Origin of the sequence: Shewanella sp. KX20019, from assembly GCF_016757755.1 — a bacterium.
GTDB lineage: Bacteria > Pseudomonadota > Gammaproteobacteria > Enterobacterales > Shewanellaceae > Shewanella.
In genome coordinates, this window is sequence record NZ_CP068437.1 from 4,840,805 (window position 1) to 4,862,965 (window position 22,161).

7 protein-coding genes and 7 rRNA genes are annotated in these 22,161 nt (G+C 46.7%); 5 read left to right on the forward strand and 9 right to left on the reverse strand.

Annotation, left to right across the window (positions count from 1 at the left end):
- Positions 1-60: 60 nt before the first annotated feature.
- Complete coding sequence (gene acuI / locus JK628_RS20990; protein ID WP_202286849.1) at positions 61-1,041, reverse strand: acrylyl-CoA reductase (NADPH); 981 nt, start codon at positions 1,039-1,041, stop codon at positions 61-63.
- A 236-nt stretch (positions 1,042-1,277) separates the two neighbouring features.
- On the opposite strand from acuI, the gene exaC reads away from it, so the two are divergent.
- The 3 genes from exaC to JK628_RS21005 all read left to right on the forward strand — a co-directional run bounded on the left by exaC (position 1,278) and on the right by JK628_RS21005 (position 5,442).
- Positions 1,278-2,798, forward strand: coding sequence for an acetaldehyde dehydrogenase ExaC (exaC, locus tag JK628_RS20995; protein ID WP_202286850.1), 1,521 nt, complete (start codon positions 1,278-1,280; stop codon positions 2,796-2,798).
- A gap of 207 nt (positions 2,799-3,005) precedes the next feature.
- On the forward strand, positions 3,006-4,559 hold the full coding sequence (locus tag JK628_RS21000) for a YjjI family glycine radical enzyme (RefSeq protein ID WP_202286851.1): 1,554 nt from the start codon (positions 3,006-3,008) through the stop codon (positions 4,557-4,559).
- 7 nt (positions 4,560-4,566) lie between these two features.
- Positions 4,567-5,442: a YjjW family glycine radical enzyme activase gene (locus JK628_RS21005; protein ID WP_202286852.1), complete on the forward strand. Its 876-nt coding sequence runs from the start codon at positions 4,567-4,569 to the stop codon at positions 5,440-5,442.
- A 3-nt stretch (positions 5,443-5,445) separates the two neighbouring features.
- On the opposite strand, the gene JK628_RS21010 is transcribed toward JK628_RS21005, so the two are convergent.
- Entirely contained in the window at positions 5,446-6,378 is a 933-nt protein-coding gene (locus tag JK628_RS21010; protein ID WP_202286853.1) for a LysR family transcriptional regulator, read from the reverse strand.
- 234 nt (positions 6,379-6,612) lie between these two features.
- Here JK628_RS21010 and trmL point away from each other — a divergent pair, with 234 nt between their 5' ends.
- Positions 6,613-7,074 (forward strand): tRNA (uridine(34)/cytosine(34)/5-carboxymethylaminomethyluridine(34)-2'-O)-methyltransferase TrmL, encoded by a 462-nt coding sequence (gene trmL / locus JK628_RS21015; RefSeq protein ID WP_202286854.1) that lies wholly within the window; start codon positions 6,613-6,615, stop codon positions 7,072-7,074.
- 750 nt (positions 7,075-7,824) lie between these two features.
- Here the strand turns inward: trmL and rrf (JK628_RS21020) are convergent.
- The 6 genes from rrf (JK628_RS21020) to JK628_RS21045 form a co-directional block, all read right to left on the reverse strand.
- A 5S ribosomal RNA gene (gene rrf, locus JK628_RS21020) occupies positions 7,825-7,940 on the reverse strand.
- A gap of 171 nt (positions 7,941-8,111) precedes the next feature.
- Positions 8,112-11,016, reverse strand: a 23S ribosomal RNA gene (locus JK628_RS21025).
- A gap of 397 nt (positions 11,017-11,413) precedes the next feature.
- Positions 11,414-12,956: ribosomal RNA gene (locus tag JK628_RS21030) — 16S ribosomal RNA — on the reverse strand.
- Positions 12,957-14,508: 1,552 nt separating this feature from the next.
- A 5S ribosomal RNA gene (gene rrf / locus JK628_RS21035) occupies positions 14,509-14,624 on the reverse strand.
- Between the two features lie 171 nt (positions 14,625-14,795).
- A 23S ribosomal RNA gene (locus tag JK628_RS21040) occupies positions 14,796-17,700 on the reverse strand.
- Between the two features lie 397 nt (positions 17,701-18,097).
- Positions 18,098-19,640: ribosomal RNA gene (locus JK628_RS21045) — 16S ribosomal RNA — on the reverse strand.
- Together the 16S, 23S and 5S rRNA genes form the textbook arrangement of a ribosomal RNA operon.
- Positions 19,641-21,124: 1,484 nt before the next feature.
- On the opposite strand from JK628_RS21045, the gene JK628_RS23585 reads away from it, so the two are divergent.
- On the forward strand, positions 21,125-21,325 hold the full coding sequence (locus JK628_RS23585; protein WP_443020021.1) for a helix-turn-helix domain-containing protein: 201 nt from the start codon (positions 21,125-21,127) through the stop codon (positions 21,323-21,325).
- A 720-nt stretch (positions 21,326-22,045) separates the two neighbouring features.
- Here JK628_RS23585 and rrf (JK628_RS21060) read toward each other — a convergent pair.
- Positions 22,046-22,161 (reverse strand): 5S ribosomal RNA (gene rrf / locus JK628_RS21060).

Consider the following 22,161-nt stretch of genomic DNA (forward strand, 5'->3'; position numbering starts at 1 on the left):
ATCTAAAATTGAGATAAAAAAGCCCAGCTATTAACTGGGCTTTTTTATATAGCGAAAGAATTAAAGCTTAACCAATACTCGACCTGTGACTTGCCCTTTAATTATGCGTTGCGCAAATTCAGGCACCTGAGCAAGTGCGATAGTCTCGCAAGCATCTTGATAATAGCTTGCAGGAAGCAACTTAAGCACATCTTCCCAAGCTGTTTGGCGTTTCTCAAACGGACAAGATACAGAATCAACACCTAGCAGGTTTACCCCTCGAAGGATAAATGGCATCACGGTAGTTGGCAGTGCAAAGCCGCCAGCAAGACCGCAAATGGCAGCAGCACCGCCATATTGCATTTGTGCTAATGCTGTAGCGAGTACCTTGTTACCGACAGTATCAACAACACCAGCCCAACGCTGCTTTTCTAACGGTCTAGAATCAATTTCAAGCTCGCTACGCTCTATCACTTCGCTCGCACCTAGCTTTGTCAGTAGAGTGCCATTTTGCTCAACACGACCAGAGCTTGCCACGACGCGATAACCTAACTGCGCTAGCAAGGTCACCGCAACACTGCCGACACCACCACTGGCACCAGTAACGAGTACATCACCATCATTGGGTTTTATGCCTGCTTGCTGTAGTGCTTGTACACACAACATCGCCGTTAAACCTGCAGTGCCAATTTGCATCGCTTTGGCAGCATCGCAATTGGCAGGCATAGGGACTAGCCAATCAGCTTTAACACGTGCTTTCTCAGCTAAGCCACCCCAATGATTTTCACCAACCCCCCAACCCGTTAAAATAACTTTGTCACCCGCTTTATAGCGCTCATCACTCGATTCAAGCACTGTACCTGCAAAGTCGATCCCCGGCACCATAGGGAAGTTACGAATAATCCGACCGACACCAGTGACAGCTAAGCCATCTTTGTAGTTCAGTGATGAACATGCTACATCGACTAACACCTCACCTTCTGGCAAGTCAGCCTCTGAAATTTGACAAACATTAGCTTGGGTAAGCTTTTCCTCTTGGGTCAAAACAAGTGCGTTAAACATGACAAATTCCTATTTAAACTGATGGGAGAAGCATAGGCCATAAACCTTTATGACTAAAGTGCATATTTTGCATGGAGACAATGCACAGAATGCATGTAGTACGAAAATTTAAACTACCGAGCAGTAATATAGCGAATTAACCTAGCAGCGGACTACTCGACTTTATTCCTATACCTCAACGGTTACTTTGAGACTACACTGAGTTGTCGCAAAAAAAACGTACAAGGAATATAAGTATGATTTATAGCAAACCAGGAACACCTGACGCCATCATTAATTTCAAATCGCAATATCAAAATTTTATTGGTGGTGAATGGATTAGCCCCGTTAATGGTCTCTATTTTGATAACCCTTCACCCGTCGACGGTAAAGTGTTCTGTCAAATCCCTCGCTCCGATGCTAGCGATATTGAACTTGCACTCGACGCCGCCCACAACGCTAAAGATAACTGGGGCAAGACCTCAGTCACCGAGCGCGCTAATATCCTATTGCGGATTGCCGACCGTATAGAACAGAACCTAGAACAGCTTGCCGTAGCCGAGACTTGGGATAACGGTAAAGCCGTACGCGAAACGATAGCTGCTGATCTACCTTTGGTGGTCGACCACTTCCGATATTTTGCGGGTTGTATTCGTGCCCAAGAAGGCAGTGCCGCCGATATTGATGCCAATACTGTTAGTTATCATTTTCCGGAGCCGTTAGGTGTTGTAGGGCAAATTATTCCTTGGAACTTCCCTATCTTGATGGCGGCATGGAAAGTTGCTCCAGCATTAGCCGCGGGCAACTGTGTGGTGTTAAAGCCCGCAGAGCAGACCCCAGCCTCGATTCTTGTGATGCTTGAGCTAATTGAAGATCTGCTCCCTAAAGGTGTACTTAATGTGGTGAATGGTTTCGGCAAGGAAGCGGGACAAGCCCTCGCTACCAGTACTCGAATCGCTAAACTGGCATTTACCGGCTCAACCGAGGTGGGTCATCACATTTTGAAATGTGCTGCGGAGTCGTTGATCCCATCAACAGTTGAGCTTGGTGGCAAGTCACCCAATGTCTATTTTGCTGACGTTATGGATCATGAAGATGAGTATCTCGATAAAGCCGTAGAAGGCATGCTTCTAGCCTTCTTTAACCAAGGTGAAGTCTGTACTTGTCCATCACGCGCATTGGTCCAAGAGTCTATTTACGACAAGTTTATCGCTAAGGTGATCGAACGCTGCAAAACCATTAAACAAAGTAATCCACTCGACACTGATACTCAAGTAGGTGCTCAGGCGTCGCAGGAGCAGTTCGATAAAATCCTCAGTTATCTGCAGATCGGCAAAGATGAAGGTGCACAGGTACTGGTGGGTGGCGATCTCTGCCAACTTGAGGGGGATCATAGTCAAGGGTTTTATATTAACCCGACTATTTTAAAGGGCACCAATGACATGCGGATCTTCCAAGAGGAGATCTTCGGCCCGGTAATTTCAGTCACCACCTTTAAGGATGAAGCCGAAGCCTTAGCCATTGCCAATGATACCCAGTTTGGCCTTGGCGCTGGAGTATGGACACGTGATATGAACACCGCTCAAAGAATGGGGCGCGGAATTCAAGCGGGCCGCGTATGGATCAACTGTTATCATGCATATCCGGCTCATGCAGCCTTTGGCGGGTATAAAAGGTCTGGTATTGGTCGTGAAACCCATAAAATGATGCTAGACCACTACCAAAATACTAAGAATCTCCTTATTAGCTACGATATTAATCCACTCGGATTCTTTTAAATAACATCAGTATTTTAGCCACATCAAAAGCCAAGTATAGCGGGTGACTTCACAGCTGCTATGTTTGGCTTTACTATCACAGTTAAAAGTGAGGCCAATCCCACTGAATTTCCATAATAGAAAAACCTCCTTGCCCGCTTTTCACTATAGGAATCCTTCAGCTAAGCCTTAATATAGTACCCATAATATTTTAATGGATACTACGCCATGACCTTACAAGAGCGACTCTCTCAGATCACCCGCGACCCAACACTTTCCCCAAAGCAAAAATCTAACTTCTTAGCGCTAGAAGCTGATTCGAGCTTGCCATATGTTGCAGTGTCTGAGCTTGTTAAACAGGCTATGGTATCTGGCATTATCGGCGATATGTTTGAAGGCCATGCACCGTTTAAGCCTCGATATGTTTTGCCTGATTATGCAAAATATCTACAACAAGGCTCTGAATATTTAGAACTTAGCCCGGCGAAAAACCTAGATGAGGCACTTAATGCGCTAACCATCATTTACCACCACGTCCCATCAGTGACAAATATTCCGGTATATCTAGGCCAACTCGATGAGATTTTACTGCCCTACTGTCAGGAGCTCGATAGCGAAAGCCTATATCGTAAGCTCAAGCTATTCTGGATAATGCTAGATCGCACCCTTCCTGATGCCTTTATGCACGTTAATATCGGACCAACCGATAATATCGTCTGCCGCACGATTTTAAGAATTGACGCAGAGCTTAAACAGATCGCCCCCAACCTAACATTTATGTACGACCCACAAACGACGCCCGACGAATTATTACAAGTGGCAGCGACTAATATTTGTGAGTGCAGCAAGCCACATATTGCCAACTACCCAATGCACGCCAATGCTTACGATAAAAGAGGTTTTGGTATTGTTAGCTGCTATAACTCATTACCTCTTGCTGGCGGCGCTAACACCCTAGTTAGGCTTAACCTCAAAGAGGTTGCATTGAAAGCAAAAAACATTAATGATTTCTTTGACAATATCTTGCCAAAATACTGTCAGTTAACTTATGAGTTAATTGACGCTCGCTGTCAGTTTTTACATAAAGAATCTAACTTCTTCAATAGCTTCTTAACCAAAGAGGGCCTCATTGAGGAATCTCGCTTTGCCCCTATGTTCGGCATTTTCGGCATGGCTGAGGCCGTGAATATTCTACAAGGCAATCCAGAATTAACTGAATCGCATACGGAAAAACCAAGCCCTCACTACGGACATCATCAAGCGGCTAATGAGCTTGGACATAAAATATCAAAAGCACTGGATGCCATCGTCAAGTCAACGCCTGTTGCCTATGGATATAACGAACGCGCTTTATTGCATTCTCAGGGTGGTATCAGCCTAGATAGAGATGTCACGCCAGGAGTGCGTATTCCTTATGGCACTGAGCCAAATCCCATAACCCACATTAAAGCATTGGCAGAGCATCATCAGTATTATACCTCTGGGATCAGCGATATTCTCACGATTGATGAAACGGTTAAATCAAATCCACAGGCGATGTTCCAACTCTGTAAAGGCGCATTAAAGCTAGGTTTCCGCGAGTTTACCGCTAACGTCGCCTCTAACGACTTGGTCCGCGTCACAGGTTATATGATTAAACTATCTGACATTGCCAGATTCAAAGAGCTTGGTTCACGAACCAATACCACAGGATTAGGTGCAGAAGCGGCTGTAAACACTAAGATCCTTGAGCGGCAGCCACGAGTCGTTGCCCATGAAATGGCGCCAAGCTACACCAAGTAACGCCAATATGAATAAAGTCGCAATCGTCAATCAAATAATTCCTTTCTCTTGTGTCGATGGGCCTGGCAGCAGGCTTGTCATCTTCCTGCAAGGATGCAATTTTAACTGTAAGAATTGCCACAACCCCCACACAATAAACTTGTGTGACAGTTGCGGCGATTGCGTATCGACGTGCCCAGAAAAAGCACTGACACTGATTACTGATAACAGTAGAAATCAAGTTATTTGGGATGAAGAACTATGCAGCCAGTGCGATATTTGTCTATCCGTTTGCCCTAAGCAGTCGACACCAAAAATACGGCAGTACAGCGTAGAGCAGCTAATCGACCTAATACGTTCTCAAGTACACTTTATTAACGGTGTCACTGTCAGTGGGGGCGAAGCGAGTCTACAACTGCCTTTTATTATCTCGTTATTTCGAGCTGTGCAATCAAGCCCTGATTTAGCACACCTAGACTGCATAATAGATAGCAATGGTAGTTTAAGCCTCAATGGTTGGCAGCAAGTTCTACCCTACATAAAAGGGGCGATGATTGACCTTAAAGCTTGGCAAGAAGATACCCACAACTACATTACTGGACGAGGTAACCATCGTATTTTCAGCACATTAAAGATGCTAGCAGAGCAGGAAAAGTTGTATGAGGTGCGCTTACTGCACATTCCAGAAGTAAGCGACTTTGACAGTGAAATCGACGCCGTAGCTCGCTATTTAACTCAACTTCCGTCGAATGTACGCGTAAAGCTAAATGCATTTCAACATCATGGCGTTACAGGAGAGGCATTAATGTGGCCAACTTGCACTGAGGCGCAAATGCGGCAACTTGCCAATGCTCTGGCTCGGCGTGGCGTAAATAACCTTATTTTACCTGACATCTATCTATAGACATTACTGGAACTGCTGCCGTGTAAAGGCGACCAGCTGTTCATAGAACCATCGCTGAGCTGGATCGTTCATGCTCTGCTTGTGCCACACTAAACTGTAAGCAACCTCACCATAATCGAGTGGTAGCGCCTTAGTCACTAATCCTTGAGCCTGAATCGCATTTTCGGCCCAATGGCGTGAGCAGGTAAATAACAGCTCGCTGTGATGGCACATTAGCGCCGCGCTACCAAAGTCTGCCACAGTCAAAGGTACCGCTCGATTACGCGCCTGCTGTGCCAGTTTCATTTCAAAAAAGGGACGATTCAGATCCGTATCACTAATACCGATATGGCTATATCCAAGATAGTCATCTATAGAGATGCTGGTCTGGCTTGCCAAAGGATGAACTGGATTCATTAAACATATCATCTCATCATTTATTAAGCTCTCCCACACCAATTCATGTTGGGCAATAGGCGGCTGGCTGCGATCATGGGGCAACATGATAAAATCCAAACTACCCTTGGCTAATCCGTCAAAACCGACACTGTCCTTAGCAAAAATATCCAGCCGAATATTAGGAGCTAGTAGCAGTATATGAGCAGTTAATTTAGCTGCGAGTAACTCAAAGGTGCTCTCTCTCATCGCTAGTGAGAACCTACCTCGATAAGCCGCGGGGCTAAACGCTTCTTGATTCACTAGCAGGTTCATATCACTGATGATCTGATGTACGTTTGGACCTAAACGACGCGCTAGAGGGGTAGCGACGAGTTTGTTACCGTGCCGGTAAAATAGATCGTCACCTAGACTTTGCCGCAGCTGGCTTAGTGTTTTACTTACCGACGAAGCACTTAAGCATAACCGTTCAGCACTAACAGTCACACTCAGCGTATCGAGCATCACATGTAAAGTGATCAAGTGTTTCATACTGATCCGTGAGAGTTTGGCGAGGTCCATAACAATGCCCAAGGTAAACCGTGTATAGAGATACTCAAATATAGAGATAAATAAGCGTTAGGTATATCAGTAATCCCCATAATCTAGAGTTCCTTCACGCTGAATGGCTATTTTCCGCAAACCAATTTTTACCGTATAATGCACTATTCATTGAGTCTTGATCGAATAAGAGCATTCGAACTCTTCTTTGCAGATTAAAATAATCTCAGCTCATACATTTTTAGGCAGGCCAGCATGTTTCATATAGCGCTTTACGAACCCGAAATAGCTCCAAATACCGGTAACATCATCAGATTGATCGCTAATAATGGCTGCAAGCTGCACTTGATTGAACCATTAGGATTCGATTTAGAAGATAAAAAGCTGCGCCGTGCCGGGTTAGATTATGCAGATCTGGCCAATGTAATTCATCACAAAAACTTTGAGTCGTTTCTTGCAGCAATGCAAGGCAAGCGAATTATGGCGTGTACTACTAAAGGTAGCCGCCCACATTCAGAGCTCAGCTTTAAACAAGATGACGTATTGCTGTTTGGGCCTGAAAGCCGAGGCCTCCCTGCCGATATTATTGATTCAATTCCTACTGAGCAGCGCCTGCGTATTCCTATGATGTCGACGAGCCGTAGCCTTAACCTTTCAAATGCAGTCGCTATCATCAGTTATGAAGCTTGGCGACAACTAGATTACCAAGGTGCGTAATCACCAAGCAGATCTAGAGACCTGCTTATGTCGTTCTTCAGCCCAAATGGTCTCTGCCTACATGTACATATAATACGATAAAGCCTTTCTCTTAAGGCTTCATCATATCTAGCCACTAAAAACCCGACATTTCTGCTTATTGCCACATCTACAAGCAAAACAAGAAGAAACCATTACAACGATTCCATCGTTATCCAGTCTGCTGTATTGATGACATTCGCTGATAGTTCTAAATCTATTGATCTAAAATCCACTCAGATTGTCTCTAAAATTACAGACGTAAAAAAACCGTTGCGTTAGCAACAGGCTATTCACTCTCTTACGAGACCGATATTAAAAAGAGCCGCGTCTGGAAATGAGCTACTCTTTATTATCCTCGCGGGTGCCGCATGGGCATATCGACCACACTGCTACTCTCGTTTTAGAGTGGGGAAAAATGCCGTTAATCCATACTCATAACGACTCAAAATCACAAATCGAAGACATAAAAAAGCCCGTTGCGCTAGCAACAGGCTATTCACTCTCTTTCGAGACCGATATTAGAAAGAGTCGCGTCTGGAAATGACCTACTCCTTATTATCCTCCTCAAAGTGGACACATGGGCATATTGACCACATAGTGGCTCTCGTTTTAAAGCTGGGAAAAATGCCGTTAATCCATACTCATAACGACTCAAAACCACAAATCGCAGACGTAAAAAAGCCCGTTGCGTTAGCAACGGGCTTAATACTCTCTTTCGAGAAATTAGGCGCCTGGAAATGACCTACTCTCACATGGGGAAACCCCACACTACCATCGGCGATACTGTGTTTCACTTCTGAGTTCGGAATGGGATCAGGTGGGACCACAGCTCTATGGTTTCCAGACAAATTTGGTTATTACTTTCAGCTTTTAAAAAGCTAAAGGTAAAAAGTTTAGAAAGCTGATACTCGCTACCGCAAGTAATATTAAATTATTGAGTCTTACACACACATTAAGTGCTTCTAATTCTGGTTTCTGTCGAAACATCAGTCTCATACAAAACCCATCAGGGTTGTATGGTTAAGCCTCACGAGTCATTAGTACAGGTTAGCTCAACGCCTCACAACGCTTACACACCCTGCCTATCAACGTCCTAGTCTCGAACGGCTCTTTAGAGGAATTAAATTCCTAGGGATGACTCATCTTAGGACTCGCTTCCCGCTTAGATGCTTTCAGCGGTTATCGATTCCGAACGTAGCTACCGGGCAATGCTATTGGCATAACAACCCGAACACCAGCGGTTCGTCCACTCCGGTCCTCTCGTACTAGGAGCAGCTTCCTTCAATCATCCAACGCCCACGGCAGATAGGGACCGAACTGTCTCACGACGTTCTGAACCCAGCTCGCGTACCACTTTAAATGGCGAACAGCCATACCCTTGGGACCGACTTCAGCCCCAGGATGTGATGAGCCGACATCGAGGTGCCAAACACCGCCGTCGATATGAACTCTTGGGCGGTATCAGCCTGTTATCCCCGGCGTACCTTTTATCCGTTGAGCGATGGCCCTTCCATACAGAACCACCGGATCACTATGACCTACTTTCGTACCTGCTCGACGTGTATGTCTCGCAGTTAAGCTGGCTTATGCCATTGCACTAACCGTACGATGTCCGACCGTACTTAGCCAACCTTCGTGCTCCTCCGTTACTCTTTGGGAGGAGACCGCCCCAGTCAAACTACCCACCAGGCACTGTCCCGAACCCCGATTCAGGGGCCGCGGTTAGAACATCAAAACTACAAGGGTGGTATTTCAAGGTTGACTCCACTTCATCTAGCGACAAAGCTTCAAAGTCTCCCACCTATCCTACACATGTAGGTTCAATGTTCAGTGCCAAGCTATAGTAAAGGTGCACGGGGTCTTTCCGTCTAGCCGCGGGTATACGGCATCTTCACCGCAATTTCAACTTCACTGAGTCTCGGCTGGAGACAGCGTGGCCATCATTACGCCATTCGTGCAGGTCGGAACTTACCCGACAAGGAATTTCGCTACCTTAGGACCGTTATAGTTACGGCCGCCGTTTACCGGGGCTTCGATCATGAGCTTCTCCGAAGATAACCCAATCAATTAACCTTCCGGCACCGGGCAGGCGTCATACCGTATACTTCCTCTTGCGAGTTTGCACAGTACTGTGTTTTTGATAAACAGTTGCAGCCACCTGGTATCTGCGACTGCCAACAGCTTAGGGAGCAAGTCCCATCACCGTCGGCAGCGTACCTTCTCCCGAAGTTACGGTACCATTTTGCCTAGTTCCTTCAGCCGAGTTCTCTCAAGCGCCTTGGTATTCTCTACCCAACCACCTGTGTCGGTTTGGGGTACGATTCCTACTAACCTGAAGCTTAGAAGATTTTCCTGGAAGCATGGCATCAACTACTTCAGTCCCTTAGGACCTCGTCATCAACTCTCAGCATTGCAATTTAATGCGTATTCCCGGATTTGCCTAAGAATACTGCCTACAGCCTTAAACGCGGACAACCAACGCCGCGCTAGCCTAGCCTTCTCCGTCTCTCCATCGCAGTTAGCAGAAGTACAGGAATATTAACCTGTTTCCCATCGACTACGCCTTTCGGCCTCGCCTTAGGGGTCGACTCACCCTGCCCTGATTAACATTGGACAGGAACCCTTGGTCTTTCGGCGAGGGAGTTTTTCACTCCCTTTATCGTTACTCATGTCAGCATTCGCACTTCTGATACGTCCAGTGTGGGTTACCCCTTCACCTTCAACCGCTTACAGAACGCTCCTCTACCGCTTGCTAGTAAACTAGCAAACCCATAGCTTCGGTGTATTGCTTAGCCCCGTTAAATCTTCCGCGCAGGCCGACTCGACTAGTGAGCTATTACGCTTTCTTTAAATGATGGCTGCTTCTAAGCCAACATCCTAGCTGTCTAAGCCTTCCCACATCGTTTCCCACTTAGCAATAACTTTGGGACCTTAGCTGATGGTCTGGGTTGTTTCCCTTTTCACGACGGACGTTAGCACCCGCCGTGTGTCTCCCGTATAGTACTCATTGGTATTCGGAGTTTGCAAAGGGTTGGTAAGTCGGGATGACCCCCTAGCCTTAACAGTGCTCTACCCCCAATGGTATTCGTACGAGGCGCTACCTAAATAGCTTTCGAGGAGAACCAGATATCTCCCGGTTTGATTGGCCTTTCACCCCCAGCCACAAGTCATCCGCTCATTTTTCAACATAAGTCGGTTCGGTCCTCCAGTTGATGTTACTCAACCTTCAACCTGCCCATGGCTAGATCACCGGGTTTCGGGTCTACACCTTGCAACTAAACGCGCAGTTAACACTCGGTTTCCCTACGGCTCCGCTATTCGCTTAACCTCGCTACAAAATGTAAGTCGCTGACCCATTATACAAAAGGTACGCAGTCACGGTCTCAAGAACCGCTCCCACTGCTTGTACGTATACGGTTTCAGGTTCTATTTCACTCCCCTCACAGGGGTTCTTTTCGCCTTTCCCTCACGGTACTGGTTCACTATCGGTCAGTCAGGAGTATTTAGCCTTGGAGGATGGTCCCCCCATGTTCAGACAAGATGTCACGTGTCCCGTCCTACTCGTTTTCACGTAAAGTTAGTTTTCATGTACGGGGCTATCACCCTGTGCCGCTGTGCTTTCCAACACATTCCACTAACACCCTCTACGCTTAAGGGCTAATCCCCGTTCGCTCGCCGCTACTAGGGGAATCTCGGTTGATTTCTTTTCCTCCGGGTACTTAGATGTTTCAGTTCCCCGGGTTTGCCTCACAACACTATGTATTCATGTTGTGATACTCACTTATGTGAGTGGGTTTCCCCATTCGGACATCGTTAGCTCAAATGCTTGTTACTAGCTCGCCAACGCTTTTCGCAAGTTACTACGTCCTTCATCGCCTCTGACTGCCAAGGCATCCACCATATACGCTTAGTCACTTAACCATACAACCCAAATAAGTCTCTATGAGAAATAATCGTTGTTTCAAGCGGGTAAGCTCAAAACAGTCGTATCGTAACTAATGGTTTCTACTTTCGCCAAAATTAGAATTTTTAACTCGTAACCGTTAAGTCACAAGCCAAGACACTTAATGTTTAAGTGTTTAGAACTCAATTTTTTAATTTCGCGCTAATCCTATAAATAACAATACGATAAATCGTAGCTGCTATCCCTTTCAGATTAACACTATCAGCTTTCCAAATTTTTAAAGAACGATATCACTGCAACAAGGCAGGATATTTTGTCGCTCGCCTCAACTCAATTAAGAGATAAGGAGAACAAGCAATCTGTGTGGACACTCAAACGTATTTGCATACTTCAGATGCGAGTTAGTCGTATAGGTAAGGAGGTGATCCAGCCCCAGGTTCCCCTAGGGCTACCTTGTTACGACTTCACCCCAGTCATGAACCACACCGTGGTAAACGCCCTCCCGAAGGTTAAGCTATCTACTTCTGGTGCAGCCCACTCCCATGGTGTGACGGGCGGTGTGTACAAGGCCCGGGAACGTATTCACCGTAGCATTCTGATCTACGATTACTAGCGATTCCGACTTCACGGAGTCGAGTTGCAGACTCCGATCCGGACTACGACCGGCTTTGTGAGATTAGCTCCACCTCGCGGCTTTGCAACCCTCTGTACCGGCCATTGTAGCACGTGTGTAGCCCTACTCGTAAGGGCCATGATGACTTGACGTCGTCCCCACCTTCCTCCGGTTTATCACCGGCAGTCTCCCTAAAGTTCCCACCATTACGTGCTGGCAAATAAGGATAAGGGTTGCGCTCGTTGCGGGACTTAACCCAACATTTCACAACACGAGCTGACGACAGCCATGCAGCACCTGTCTCATAGTTCCCGAAGGCACACCAAAATCTCTTTCGGCTTCTATGGATGTCAAGAGTAGGTAAGGTTCTTCGCGTTGCATCGAATTAAACCACATGCTCCACCGCTTGTGCGGGCCCCCGTCAATTCATTTGAGTTTTAACCTTGCGGCCGTACTCCCCAGGCGGTCTACTTAATGCGTTAGCTTGAGAACCCAGTGTTCAAGACACCAAATTCCGAGTAGACATCGTTTACGGCGTGGACTACCAGGGTATCTAATCCTGTTTGCTCCCCACGCTTTCGTACATGAGCGTCAGTCTTTGTCCAGGGGGCCGCCTTCGCCACCGGTATTCCTTCAGATCTCTACGCATTTCACCGCTACACCTGAAATTCTACCCCCCTCTACAAGACTCTAGTTTGCCAGTTCGAAATGCAGTTCCCAGGTTGAGCCCGGGGCTTTCACATCTCGCTTAACAAACCGCCTGCGTACGCTTTACGCCCAGTAATTCCGATTAACGCTTGCACCCCTCGTATTACCGCGGCTGCTGGCACGAAGTTAGCCGGTGCTTCTTCTGCGAGTAACGTCACAGCTGTTGGTTATTAACCAACAACCTTTCCTCCTCGCTGAAAGTACTTTACAACCCGAAGGCCTTCTTCATACACGCGGCATGGCTGCATCAGGCTTTCGCCCATTGTGCAATATTCCCCACTGCTGCCTCCCGTAGGAGTCTGGACCGTGTCTCAGTTCCAGTGTGGCTGATCATCCTCTCAGACCAGCTAGGGATCGTCGCCTTGGTGAGCCATTACCTCACCAACTAGCTAATCCCGCCTAGGTTCATCCAATCGCGGAAGGCCCGAAGGTCCCCTCCTTTCCCCCGTAGGGCGTATGCGGTATTAGCAGTCGTTTCCAACTGTTATCCCCCTCGATTGGGCAGATACCTAGGTATTACTCACCCGTCCGCCGCTCGACACCTCAGGAGCAAGCTCCCTTGTGTTTCCGCTCGACTTGCATGTGTTAGGCCTGCCGCCAGCGTTCAATCTGAGCCATGATCAAACTCTTCAATTAAAGTTTTTTGCTTTACCCCGTTAAGAGCAAAGCGGCTCAATGAATTATACTGTTTTTCAAATATCCGAAGATATTCGAAGTTTACATATTGCTATGGTCACTCAGTGGTTCATTGAGTTAATATTTTTGATTGCTCGTCCTCTACTAGAGAGAGCGAAGCAATTTCGAATAACTCAACACCTGTGAGTGCCCACACAGATTTGCTTGTCATATTGTTAAAGAGCGTGACATCAATCTTTCAGATGTCGCCGAAGACGCTAGGTCGTTGGCTTGAGGAGGCGTATTCTACACTCTCCAGTGTCGGCGTCAAGAGCTTATTTTAAGAAGTTTTTCAAGCGATGATTTCTTAATCACTCTCGTGAAATCAATCATTACCCGAAGCCCTTAAAGCGCTTGTCACCTGAGGCTAATTTCCGAAGAAGTTAATCTCTCTAGCACTGCTGCAAGTCCCGTACTACCTAGCTTTTGCTAAGAGCGATTGGCCTGCTGTGCCGTGTCAGTGGATGCGCATTATAGGCAGTTCCTGACCAAGCGCAAGCGCTTTTATCAATTAAAACAACCTTTTTTAAAAGACACAGAATAACCACAACCTACACACCACTTACCCCCAAGGTTATCCACAATAGTAGGCGAACCACAGAAAACACATTGAGATGGGATATATATCTTAGTCCATAATGAGCAACTTGCACGCTCCATAACTGAATAGTTTACGCTTTATTTTTAAGCGATTAATCCTCTACCCCGCAACCACAGAAGGAGAGTTCTTACACTCCACAGGCCGACTGTAGCCCACCTTGATTTTTACCTGACTTAATTTTACAGCTAACACCAGACAAACCACCAAGACACCATGTGAATAATCAGCCAGATCCACCCTATATTTTAATTAGATCTAAGATGTCTAAAGTCAGATAGGAAAATATGAACCTCATAAGCTCCAGCAAAAGTAGGATCCAGTATTCAAAGGAGTATAAAACGACTGTTGCTTATAGAAAGGGAAAGAGAAGTAGCCGTTCACACCTTAAGTGTGCCCTGCGCAGTTAAGATCTAGAGCCTGTGACTCAATTACAGGAGAACACAAACCAATGAACTGTACGTTTATCCTTGTAAAACTCACCTTCCAGCTGCATGAGTAGTAATATCCACTAATTAACAACTGGGTTTATACGTAGGCTTAGAATTAAAAAACACTAGATAGAGGGACACAAAAAGTGGCACATCACGGTCACGCTAGCGTTCTACTAGATCTAGTTAAATCGTAAAGCTGTTTTAGCTAGCAAGGTGGGGGGATCAAAGATATTAGCTCCCACACAGGCTATTCACTCTCTTTCGAGACCGATATTAGAAAGAGCCGCGTCTGGAAATGACCTACTCTTTATTATCCTCGCGGGTGCCGCATGGGCATATCGACCACACTGCTACTCTCGTTTTAGAGTGGGGAAAAATGCCGTTAATCCATACTCATAACGACTCAAAACCACAAATCGCAGACGTAAAAAAGCCCGTTGCGTTAGCAACGGGCTTAATACTCTCTTTCGAGAAATTAGGCGCCTGGAAATGACCTACTCTCACATGGGGAAACCCCACACTACCATCGGCGATACTGTGTTTCACTTCTGAGTTCGGAATGGGATCAGGTGGGACCACAGCTCTATGGTTTCCAGACAAATTTGGTTATTACTTTCAGCTTTTAAAAAGCTAAAGGTAAAAAGTTTAGAAAGCTGTTACTCGCTACCGCAAGTAATATTAAATTATTGAGTCTTACACACACATTAAGTGCTTCTAATTCTGGTTTCTGTCGAAACATCAGCCTCATACAAAACCCATCAGGGTTGTATGGTTAAGCCTCACGAGTCATTAGTACAGGTTAGCTCAACGCCTCACAACGCTTACACACCCTGCCTATCAACGTCCTAGTCTCGAACGGCTCTTTAGAGGAATTAAATTCCTAGGGATGACTCATCTTAGGACTCGCTTCCCGCTTAGATGCTTTCAGCGGTTATCGATTCCGAACGTAGCTACCGGGCAATGCTATTGGCATAACAACCCGAACACCAGCGGTTCGTCCACTCCGGTCCTCTCGTACTAGGAGCAGCTTCCTTCAATCATCCAACGCCCACGGCAGATAGGGACCGAACTGTCTCACGACGTTCTGAACCCAGCTCGCGTACCACTTTAAATGGCGAACAGCCATACCCTTGGGACCGACTTCAGCCCCAGGATGTGATGAGCCGACATCGAGGTGCCAAACACCGCCGTCGATATGAACTCTTGGGCGGTATCAGCCTGTTATCCCCGGCGTACCTTTTATCCGTTGAGCGATGGCCCTTCCATACAGAACCACCGGATCACTATGACCTACTTTCGTACCTGCTCGACGTGTATGTCTCGCAGTTAAGCTGGCTTATGCCATTGCACTAACCGTACGATGTCCGACCGTACTTAGCCAACCTTCGTGCTCCTCCGTTACTCTTTGGGAGGAGACCGCCCCAGTCAAACTACCCACCAGGCACTGTCCCGAACCCCGATTCAGGGGCCGCGGTTAGAACATCAAAACTACAAGGGTGGTATTTCAAGGTTGACTCCACTTCATCTAGCGACAAAGCTTCAAAGTCTCCCACCTATCCTACACATGTAGGTTCAATGTTCAGTGCCAAGCTATAGTAAAGGTGCACGGGGTCTTTCCGTCTAGCCGCGGGTATACGGCATCTTCACCGCAATTTCAACTTCACTGAGTCTCGGCTGGAGACAGCGTGGCCATCATTACGCCATTCGTGCAGGTCGGAACTTACCCGACAAGGAATTTCGCTACCTTAGGACCGTTATAGTTACGGCCGCCGTTTACCGGGGCTTCGATCATGAGCTTCTCCGAAGATAACCCAATCAATTAACCTTCCGGCACCGGGCAGGCGTCATACCGTATACTTCCTCTTGCGAGTTTGCACAGTACTGTGTTTTTGATAAACAGTTGCAGCCACCTGGTATCTGCGACTGCCAACAGCTTAGGGAGCAAGTCCCATCACCGTCGGCAGCGTACCTTCTCCCGAAGTTACGGTACCATTTTGCCTAGTTCCTTCAGCCGAGTTCTCTCAAGCGCCTTGGTATTCTCTACCCAACCACCTGTGTCGGTTTGGGGTACGATTCCTACTAACCTGAAGCTTAGAAGATTTTCCTGGAAGCATGGCATCAACTACTTCAGTCCCTTAGGACCTCGTCATCAACTCTCAGCATTGCAATTTAATGCGTATTCCCGGATTTGCCTAAGAATACTGCCTACAGCCTTAAACGCGGACAACCAACGCCGCGCTAGCCTAGCCTTCTCCGTCTCTCCATCGCAGTTAGCAGAAGTACAGGAATATTAACCTGTTTCCCATCGACTACGCCTTTCGGCCTCGCCTTAGGGGTCGACTCACCCTGCCCTGATTAACATTGGACAGGAACCCTTGGTCTTTCGGCGAGGGAGTTTTTCACTCCCTTTATCGTTACTCATGTCAGCATTCGCACTTCTGATACGTCCAGTGTGGGTTACCCCTTCACCTTCAACCGCTTACAGAACGCTCCTCTACCGCTTGCTAGTAAACTAGCAAACCCATAGCTTCGGTGTATTGCTTAGCCCCGTTAAATCTTCCGCGCAGGCCGACTCGACTAGTGAGCTATTACGCTTTCTTTAAATGATGGCTGCTTCTAAGCCAACATCCTAGCTGTCTAAGCCTTCCCACATCGTTTCCCACTTAGCAATAACTTTGGGACCTTAGCTGATGGTCTGGGTTGTTTCCCTTTTCACGACGGACGTTAGCACCCGCCGTGTGTCTCCCGTATAGTACTCATTGGTATTCGGAGTTTGCAAAGGGTTGGTAAGTCGGGATGACCCCCTAGCCTTAACAGTGCTCTACCCCCAATGGTATTCGTACGAGGCGCTACCTAAATAGCTTTCGAGGAGAACCAGATATCTCCCGGTTTGATTGGCCTTTCACCCCCAGCCACAAGTCATCCGCTCATTTTTCAACATAAGTCGGTTCGGTCCTCCAGTTGATGTTACTCAACCTTCAACCTGCCCATGGCTAGATCACCGGGTTTCGGGTCTACACCTTGCAACTAAACGCGCAGTTAACACTCGGTTTCCCTACGGCTCCGCTATTCGCTTAACCTCGCTACAAAATGTAAGTCGCTGACCCATTATACAAAAGGTACGCAGTCACGGTCTCAAGAACCGCTCCCACTGCTTGTACGTATACGGTTTCAGGTTCTATTTCACTCCCCTCACAGGGGTTCTTTTCGCCTTTCCCTCACGGTACTGGTTCACTATCGGTCAGTCAGGAGTATTTAGCCTTGGAGGATGGTCCCCCCATGTTCAGACAAGATGTCACGTGTCCCGTCCTACTCGTTTTCACGTAAAGTTAGTTTTCATGTACGGGGCTATCACCCTGTGCCGCTGTGCTTTCCAACACATTCCACTAACACCCTCTACGCTTAAGGGCTAATCCCCGTTCGCTCGCCGCTACTAGGGGAATCTCGGTTGATTTCTTTTCCTCCGGGTACTTAGATGTTTCAGTTCCCCGGGTTTGCCTCACAACACTATGTATTCATGTTGTAATACTCACTTATGTGAGTGGGTTTCCCCATTCGGACATCGTTAGCTCAAATGCTTGTTACTAGCTCGCCAACGCTTTTCGCAAGTTACTACGTCCTTCATCGCCTCTGACTGCCAAGGCATCCACCATATACGCTTAGTCACTTAACCATACAACCCAAATAAGTCTCTATGAGAAATAATCGTTGTTTCAAGCGGGTAAGCTCAAAACAGTCGTATCGTAACTAATGGTTTCTACTTTCGCCAAAATTAGAATTTTTAACTCGTAACCGTTAAGTCACAAGCCAAGACACTTAATGTTTAAGTGTTTAGAACTCAATTTTTTAATTTCGCGCTAATCCTATAAATAACAATACGATAAATCGTAACTGCTATCCCTTTCAGATTAACACTATCAGCTTTCCAAATTTTTAAAGAACGATATCACTGCAACAAGGCAGGATATTTTGTCGCTCACCTCAACTCAATTAAGAGATAAGGAGAACAAGCAATCTGTGTGGACACTCAAACGTATTTGCATACTTCAGATGCGAGTTAGTCGTATAGGTAAGGAGGTGATCCAGCCCCAGGTTCCCCTAGGGCTACCTTGTTACGACTTCACCCCAGTCATGAACCACACCGTGGTAAACGCCCTCCCGAAGGTTAAGCTATCTACTTCTGGTGCAGCCCACTCCCATGGTGTGACGGGCGGTGTGTACAAGGCCCGGGAACGTATTCACCGTAGCATTCTGATCTACGATTACTAGCGATTCCGACTTCACGGAGTCGAGTTGCAGACTCCGATCCGGACTACGACCGGCTTTGTGAGATTAGCTCCACCTCGCGGCTTTGCAACCCTCTGTACCGGCCATTGTAGCACGTGTGTAGCCCTACTCGTAAGGGCCATGATGACTTGACGTCGTCCCCACCTTCCTCCGGTTTATCACCGGCAGTCTCCCTAAAGTTCCCACCATTACGTGCTGGCAAATAAGGATAAGGGTTGCGCTCGTTGCGGGACTTAACCCAACATTTCACAACACGAGCTGACGACAGCCATGCAGCACCTGTCTCATAGTTCCCGAAGGCACACCAAAATCTCTTTCGGCTTCTATGGATGTCAAGAGTAGGTAAGGTTCTTCGCGTTGCATCGAATTAAACCACATGCTCCACCGCTTGTGCGGGCCCCCGTCAATTCATTTGAGTTTTAACCTTGCGGCCGTACTCCCCAGGCGGTCTACTTAATGCGTTAGCTTGAGAACCCAGTGTTCAAGACACCAAATTCCGAGTAGACATCGTTTACGGCGTGGACTACCAGGGTATCTAATCCTGTTTGCTCCCCACGCTTTCGTACATGAGCGTCAGTCTTTGTCCAGGGGGCCGCCTTCGCCACCGGTATTCCTTCAGATCTCTACGCATTTCACCGCTACACCTGAAATTCTACCCCCCTCTACAAGACTCTAGTTTGCCAGTTCGAAATGCAGTTCCCAGGTTGAGCCCGGGGCTTTCACATCTCGCTTAACAAACCGCCTGCGTACGCTTTACGCCCAGTAATTCCGATTAACGCTTGCACCCCTCGTATTACCGCGGCTGCTGGCACGAAGTTAGCCGGTGCTTCTTCTGCGAGTAACGTCACAGCTGTTGGTTATTAACCAACAACCTTTCCTCCTCGCTGAAAGTACTTTACAACCCGAAGGCCTTCTTCATACACGCGGCATGGCTGCATCAGGCTTTCGCCCATTGTGCAATATTCCCCACTGCTGCCTCCCGTAGGAGTCTGGACCGTGTCTCAGTTCCAGTGTGGCTGATCATCCTCTCAGACCAGCTAGGGATCGTCGCCTTGGTGAGCCATTACCTCACCAACTAGCTAATCCCGCCTAGGTTCATCCAATCGCGGAAGGCCCGAAGGTCCCCTCCTTTCCCCCGTAGGGCGTATGCGGTATTAGCAGTCGTTTCCAACTGTTATCCCCCTCGATTGGGCAGATACCTAGGTATTACTCACCCGTCCGCCGCTCGACACCTCAGGAGCAAGCTCCCTTGTGTTTCCGCTCGACTTGCATGTGTTAGGCCTGCCGCCAGCGTTCAATCTGAGCCATGATCAAACTCTTCAATTAAAGTTTTTTGCTTTACCCCGTTAAGAGCAAAGCGGCTCAATGAATTATACTGTTTTTCAAATATCCGAAGATATTCGAAGTTTACATATTGCTATGGTCACTCAGTGGTTCATTGAGTTAATATTTTTGATTGCTCGTCCTCTACTAGAGAGAGCGAAGCAATTTCGAATAACTCAACACCTGTGAGTGCCCACACAGATTTGCTTGTCAGATTGTTAAAGAGCGTGACATCAATCTTTCAGATGTCGCCGAAGACGCTAGGTCGTTGGCTTGAGGAGGCGTATTCTACACTCTCCAGTGTCGGCGTCAAGAGCTTATTTTAAGAAGTTTTTCAAGCGATGATTTCTTAATCACTCTCGTGAAATCAATCATTACCCGAAGCCCTTAAAGCGCTTGTCACCTGAATCAAATCTCCGAAGAAGTTTAACTCTCTAACACTGCTGCAAGTCCCGTGCTACCTAGCTTTTGCTAAGAGCGATTGGCCTGCTGTGCCGTGTCAGTGGATGCGCATTATAGGCAGTTCCTGACCAAGCGCAAGCGCTTTTATCAATTAAAACAACATTTTTTAAAAGACACAGAATAACCACAACCTACACACCACTTACCCCCAAAGTTATCCACAATAGTCGGATAAACGAGTAAGCTAACCTCGGGCCGGGATATACATTCTAGTACAGATGTGTAAACTTGCACGGCTTAGAAAATGATACTTTTACCTAATCGTCCGATCTTCCTATATAGAATAAGTTAACTACCTAGCTCTGAGCTGCCTCAACCTAAACTTAGTCACTTACGTCATTCTCGGTTTTATGACCACGCGGGGGACTATTACCCTGACCTTAAACAGTTCCCACTAACTGACGAAACAAGCTAACTTACTAGAAAGTAGCTAGTGCTGCTATGACAAGTGAAGATAGGAAAATTGAACAATGATGATGACAACAAAACTACAACTATATTAGTTTTTCTTACATGCTGCCTTATGTAGCCCTTAGAAACATCTATGACCAATATATGCGGTTCTAAAATCAGACTCGGAGACAGGCGTTGGCTAGCCTAGGTGCTCTGCAGCAATGAACCTCGAATGTACTAAAGCATGATTGAATAGGTACTGATAATAGAGTAATACAAAGAGCCGTTATTAGTGAGCGTATAACTCCCGCTCAAAAAGCATAGACTATGTATGGCTCATTACCTTAGTAACCATAATTGGCACTCGCAAGAAACTAAGTACATGTGAAGCCCCCGCAGACGGATCAGACTACTGGTAGCATCTCTATTTCTTAAAGGGCACAGCCAAAAAGAAGTCAATAATAGACTTAAAGTTACCCGTGGAAGTGTTAATACATGGATTGCAAATTATCTGGCTTACCACCTCAAAGTGCTGAATGCCAAAAATAACAAAGGGCATAGCTATCTCACTTTATGCTAAGGCAACTTAGAGGCTATATAAAGCATAATGCATCAAGGCCTCTGGTGAAGGGCTGACTTGGGACACTATTCAACAATATACTCAGCTACATTTTAATGCCAATTACCACCAAAATTCCATTTACAAACTACTATCGCAGTTAAGGTTTAGCTGGATAACCAGCCGTTCCAAGCACCCTAAACAATCACTTGAGGCACAAGTGGCTTTTAAAAAAGTTCCAACTAGAAACGCTACTTCCCCCCAGGTAGCGTAGCGTTCGAGCGCGTGGATATTTAGCTTCAGGATAAGACTCGCTTTGTTCAACAAAACACAACGATACGTTTGTGGGCAAGAAAAGGCGCGCGCCCGAGATCGGTACACCAACATCTATCACTGATATCCCGAAGAACAAATCCTGGTCAACACCAGGCTATTGTTATGGATGGTGCAAGTTCCTATACCGATAATATCGCAGATAAATTTAACAATCTCAATATTATCAAGTTACCTCGCACTCTACAGACCTCAATCCTATCGAACAAGTCTGGAGCTGGTTACGACATCAGCATCTAACTAATCGCAGCTTTAAAGGGTACCAGGATATAGTGGATTGCTTGGAATAGTTTATCAATGACTCAAATAGAGTTATGTCGCCTTACAGAAGGGAATGGGCAATAGTGACTGAATGTTAAGATGCTATGGTATTCGATGTTCAAAACCACAAATCGCAGACGGAAAAAAGCCCGTTGCATTAGCAACGGGCTTAATACTCTCTTTCGAGACTGATTCTAATAAACCTAGGCGCCTGTCATGGCCAGCTTTGAGACCATTTATATGCATCAATGGCATTTCCTACTTCCTGTAGGTCACTAGCTCTTCGCGTTCATCGTCCGCATCAAGCTTCGCTTGATAAGCACTGCCTCTTCACCCTACTCCACATGGGTAAACGAAAAAATCCCTAGCGCAGAGCGCTAGGGATTCATCGTTATTAGGCGCCTGGAAATGACCTACTCTCACATGGGGAAACCCCACACTACCATCGGCGATACTGTGTTTCACTTCTGAGTTCGGAATGGGATCAGGTGGGACCACAGCTCTATGGTTTCCAGA

What these genes read in the sequence shown, in the direction of transcription:
- acuI (WP_202286849.1), bottom strand. Translation starts at nt 1,041, where the DNA reads ATGTTTAACGCACTTGTTTTGACCCAAGAGGAAAAGCTTACCCAAGCT.
- exaC (WP_202286850.1), top strand. Translation starts at nt 1,278, where the DNA reads ATGATTTATAGCAAACCAGGAACACCTGACGCCATCATTAATTTCAAA.
- JK628_RS21000 (WP_202286851.1), top strand. Translation starts at nt 3,006, where the DNA reads ATGACCTTACAAGAGCGACTCTCTCAGATCACCCGCGACCCAACACTT.
- JK628_RS21005 (WP_202286852.1), top strand. Translation starts at nt 4,567, where the DNA reads ATGAATAAAGTCGCAATCGTCAATCAAATAATTCCTTTCTCTTGTGTC.
- JK628_RS21010 (WP_202286853.1), bottom strand. Translation starts at nt 6,378, where the DNA reads ATGGACCTCGCCAAACTCTCACGGATCAGTATGAAACACTTGATCACT.
- trmL (WP_202286854.1), top strand. Translation starts at nt 6,613, where the DNA reads ATGTTTCATATAGCGCTTTACGAACCCGAAATAGCTCCAAATACCGGT.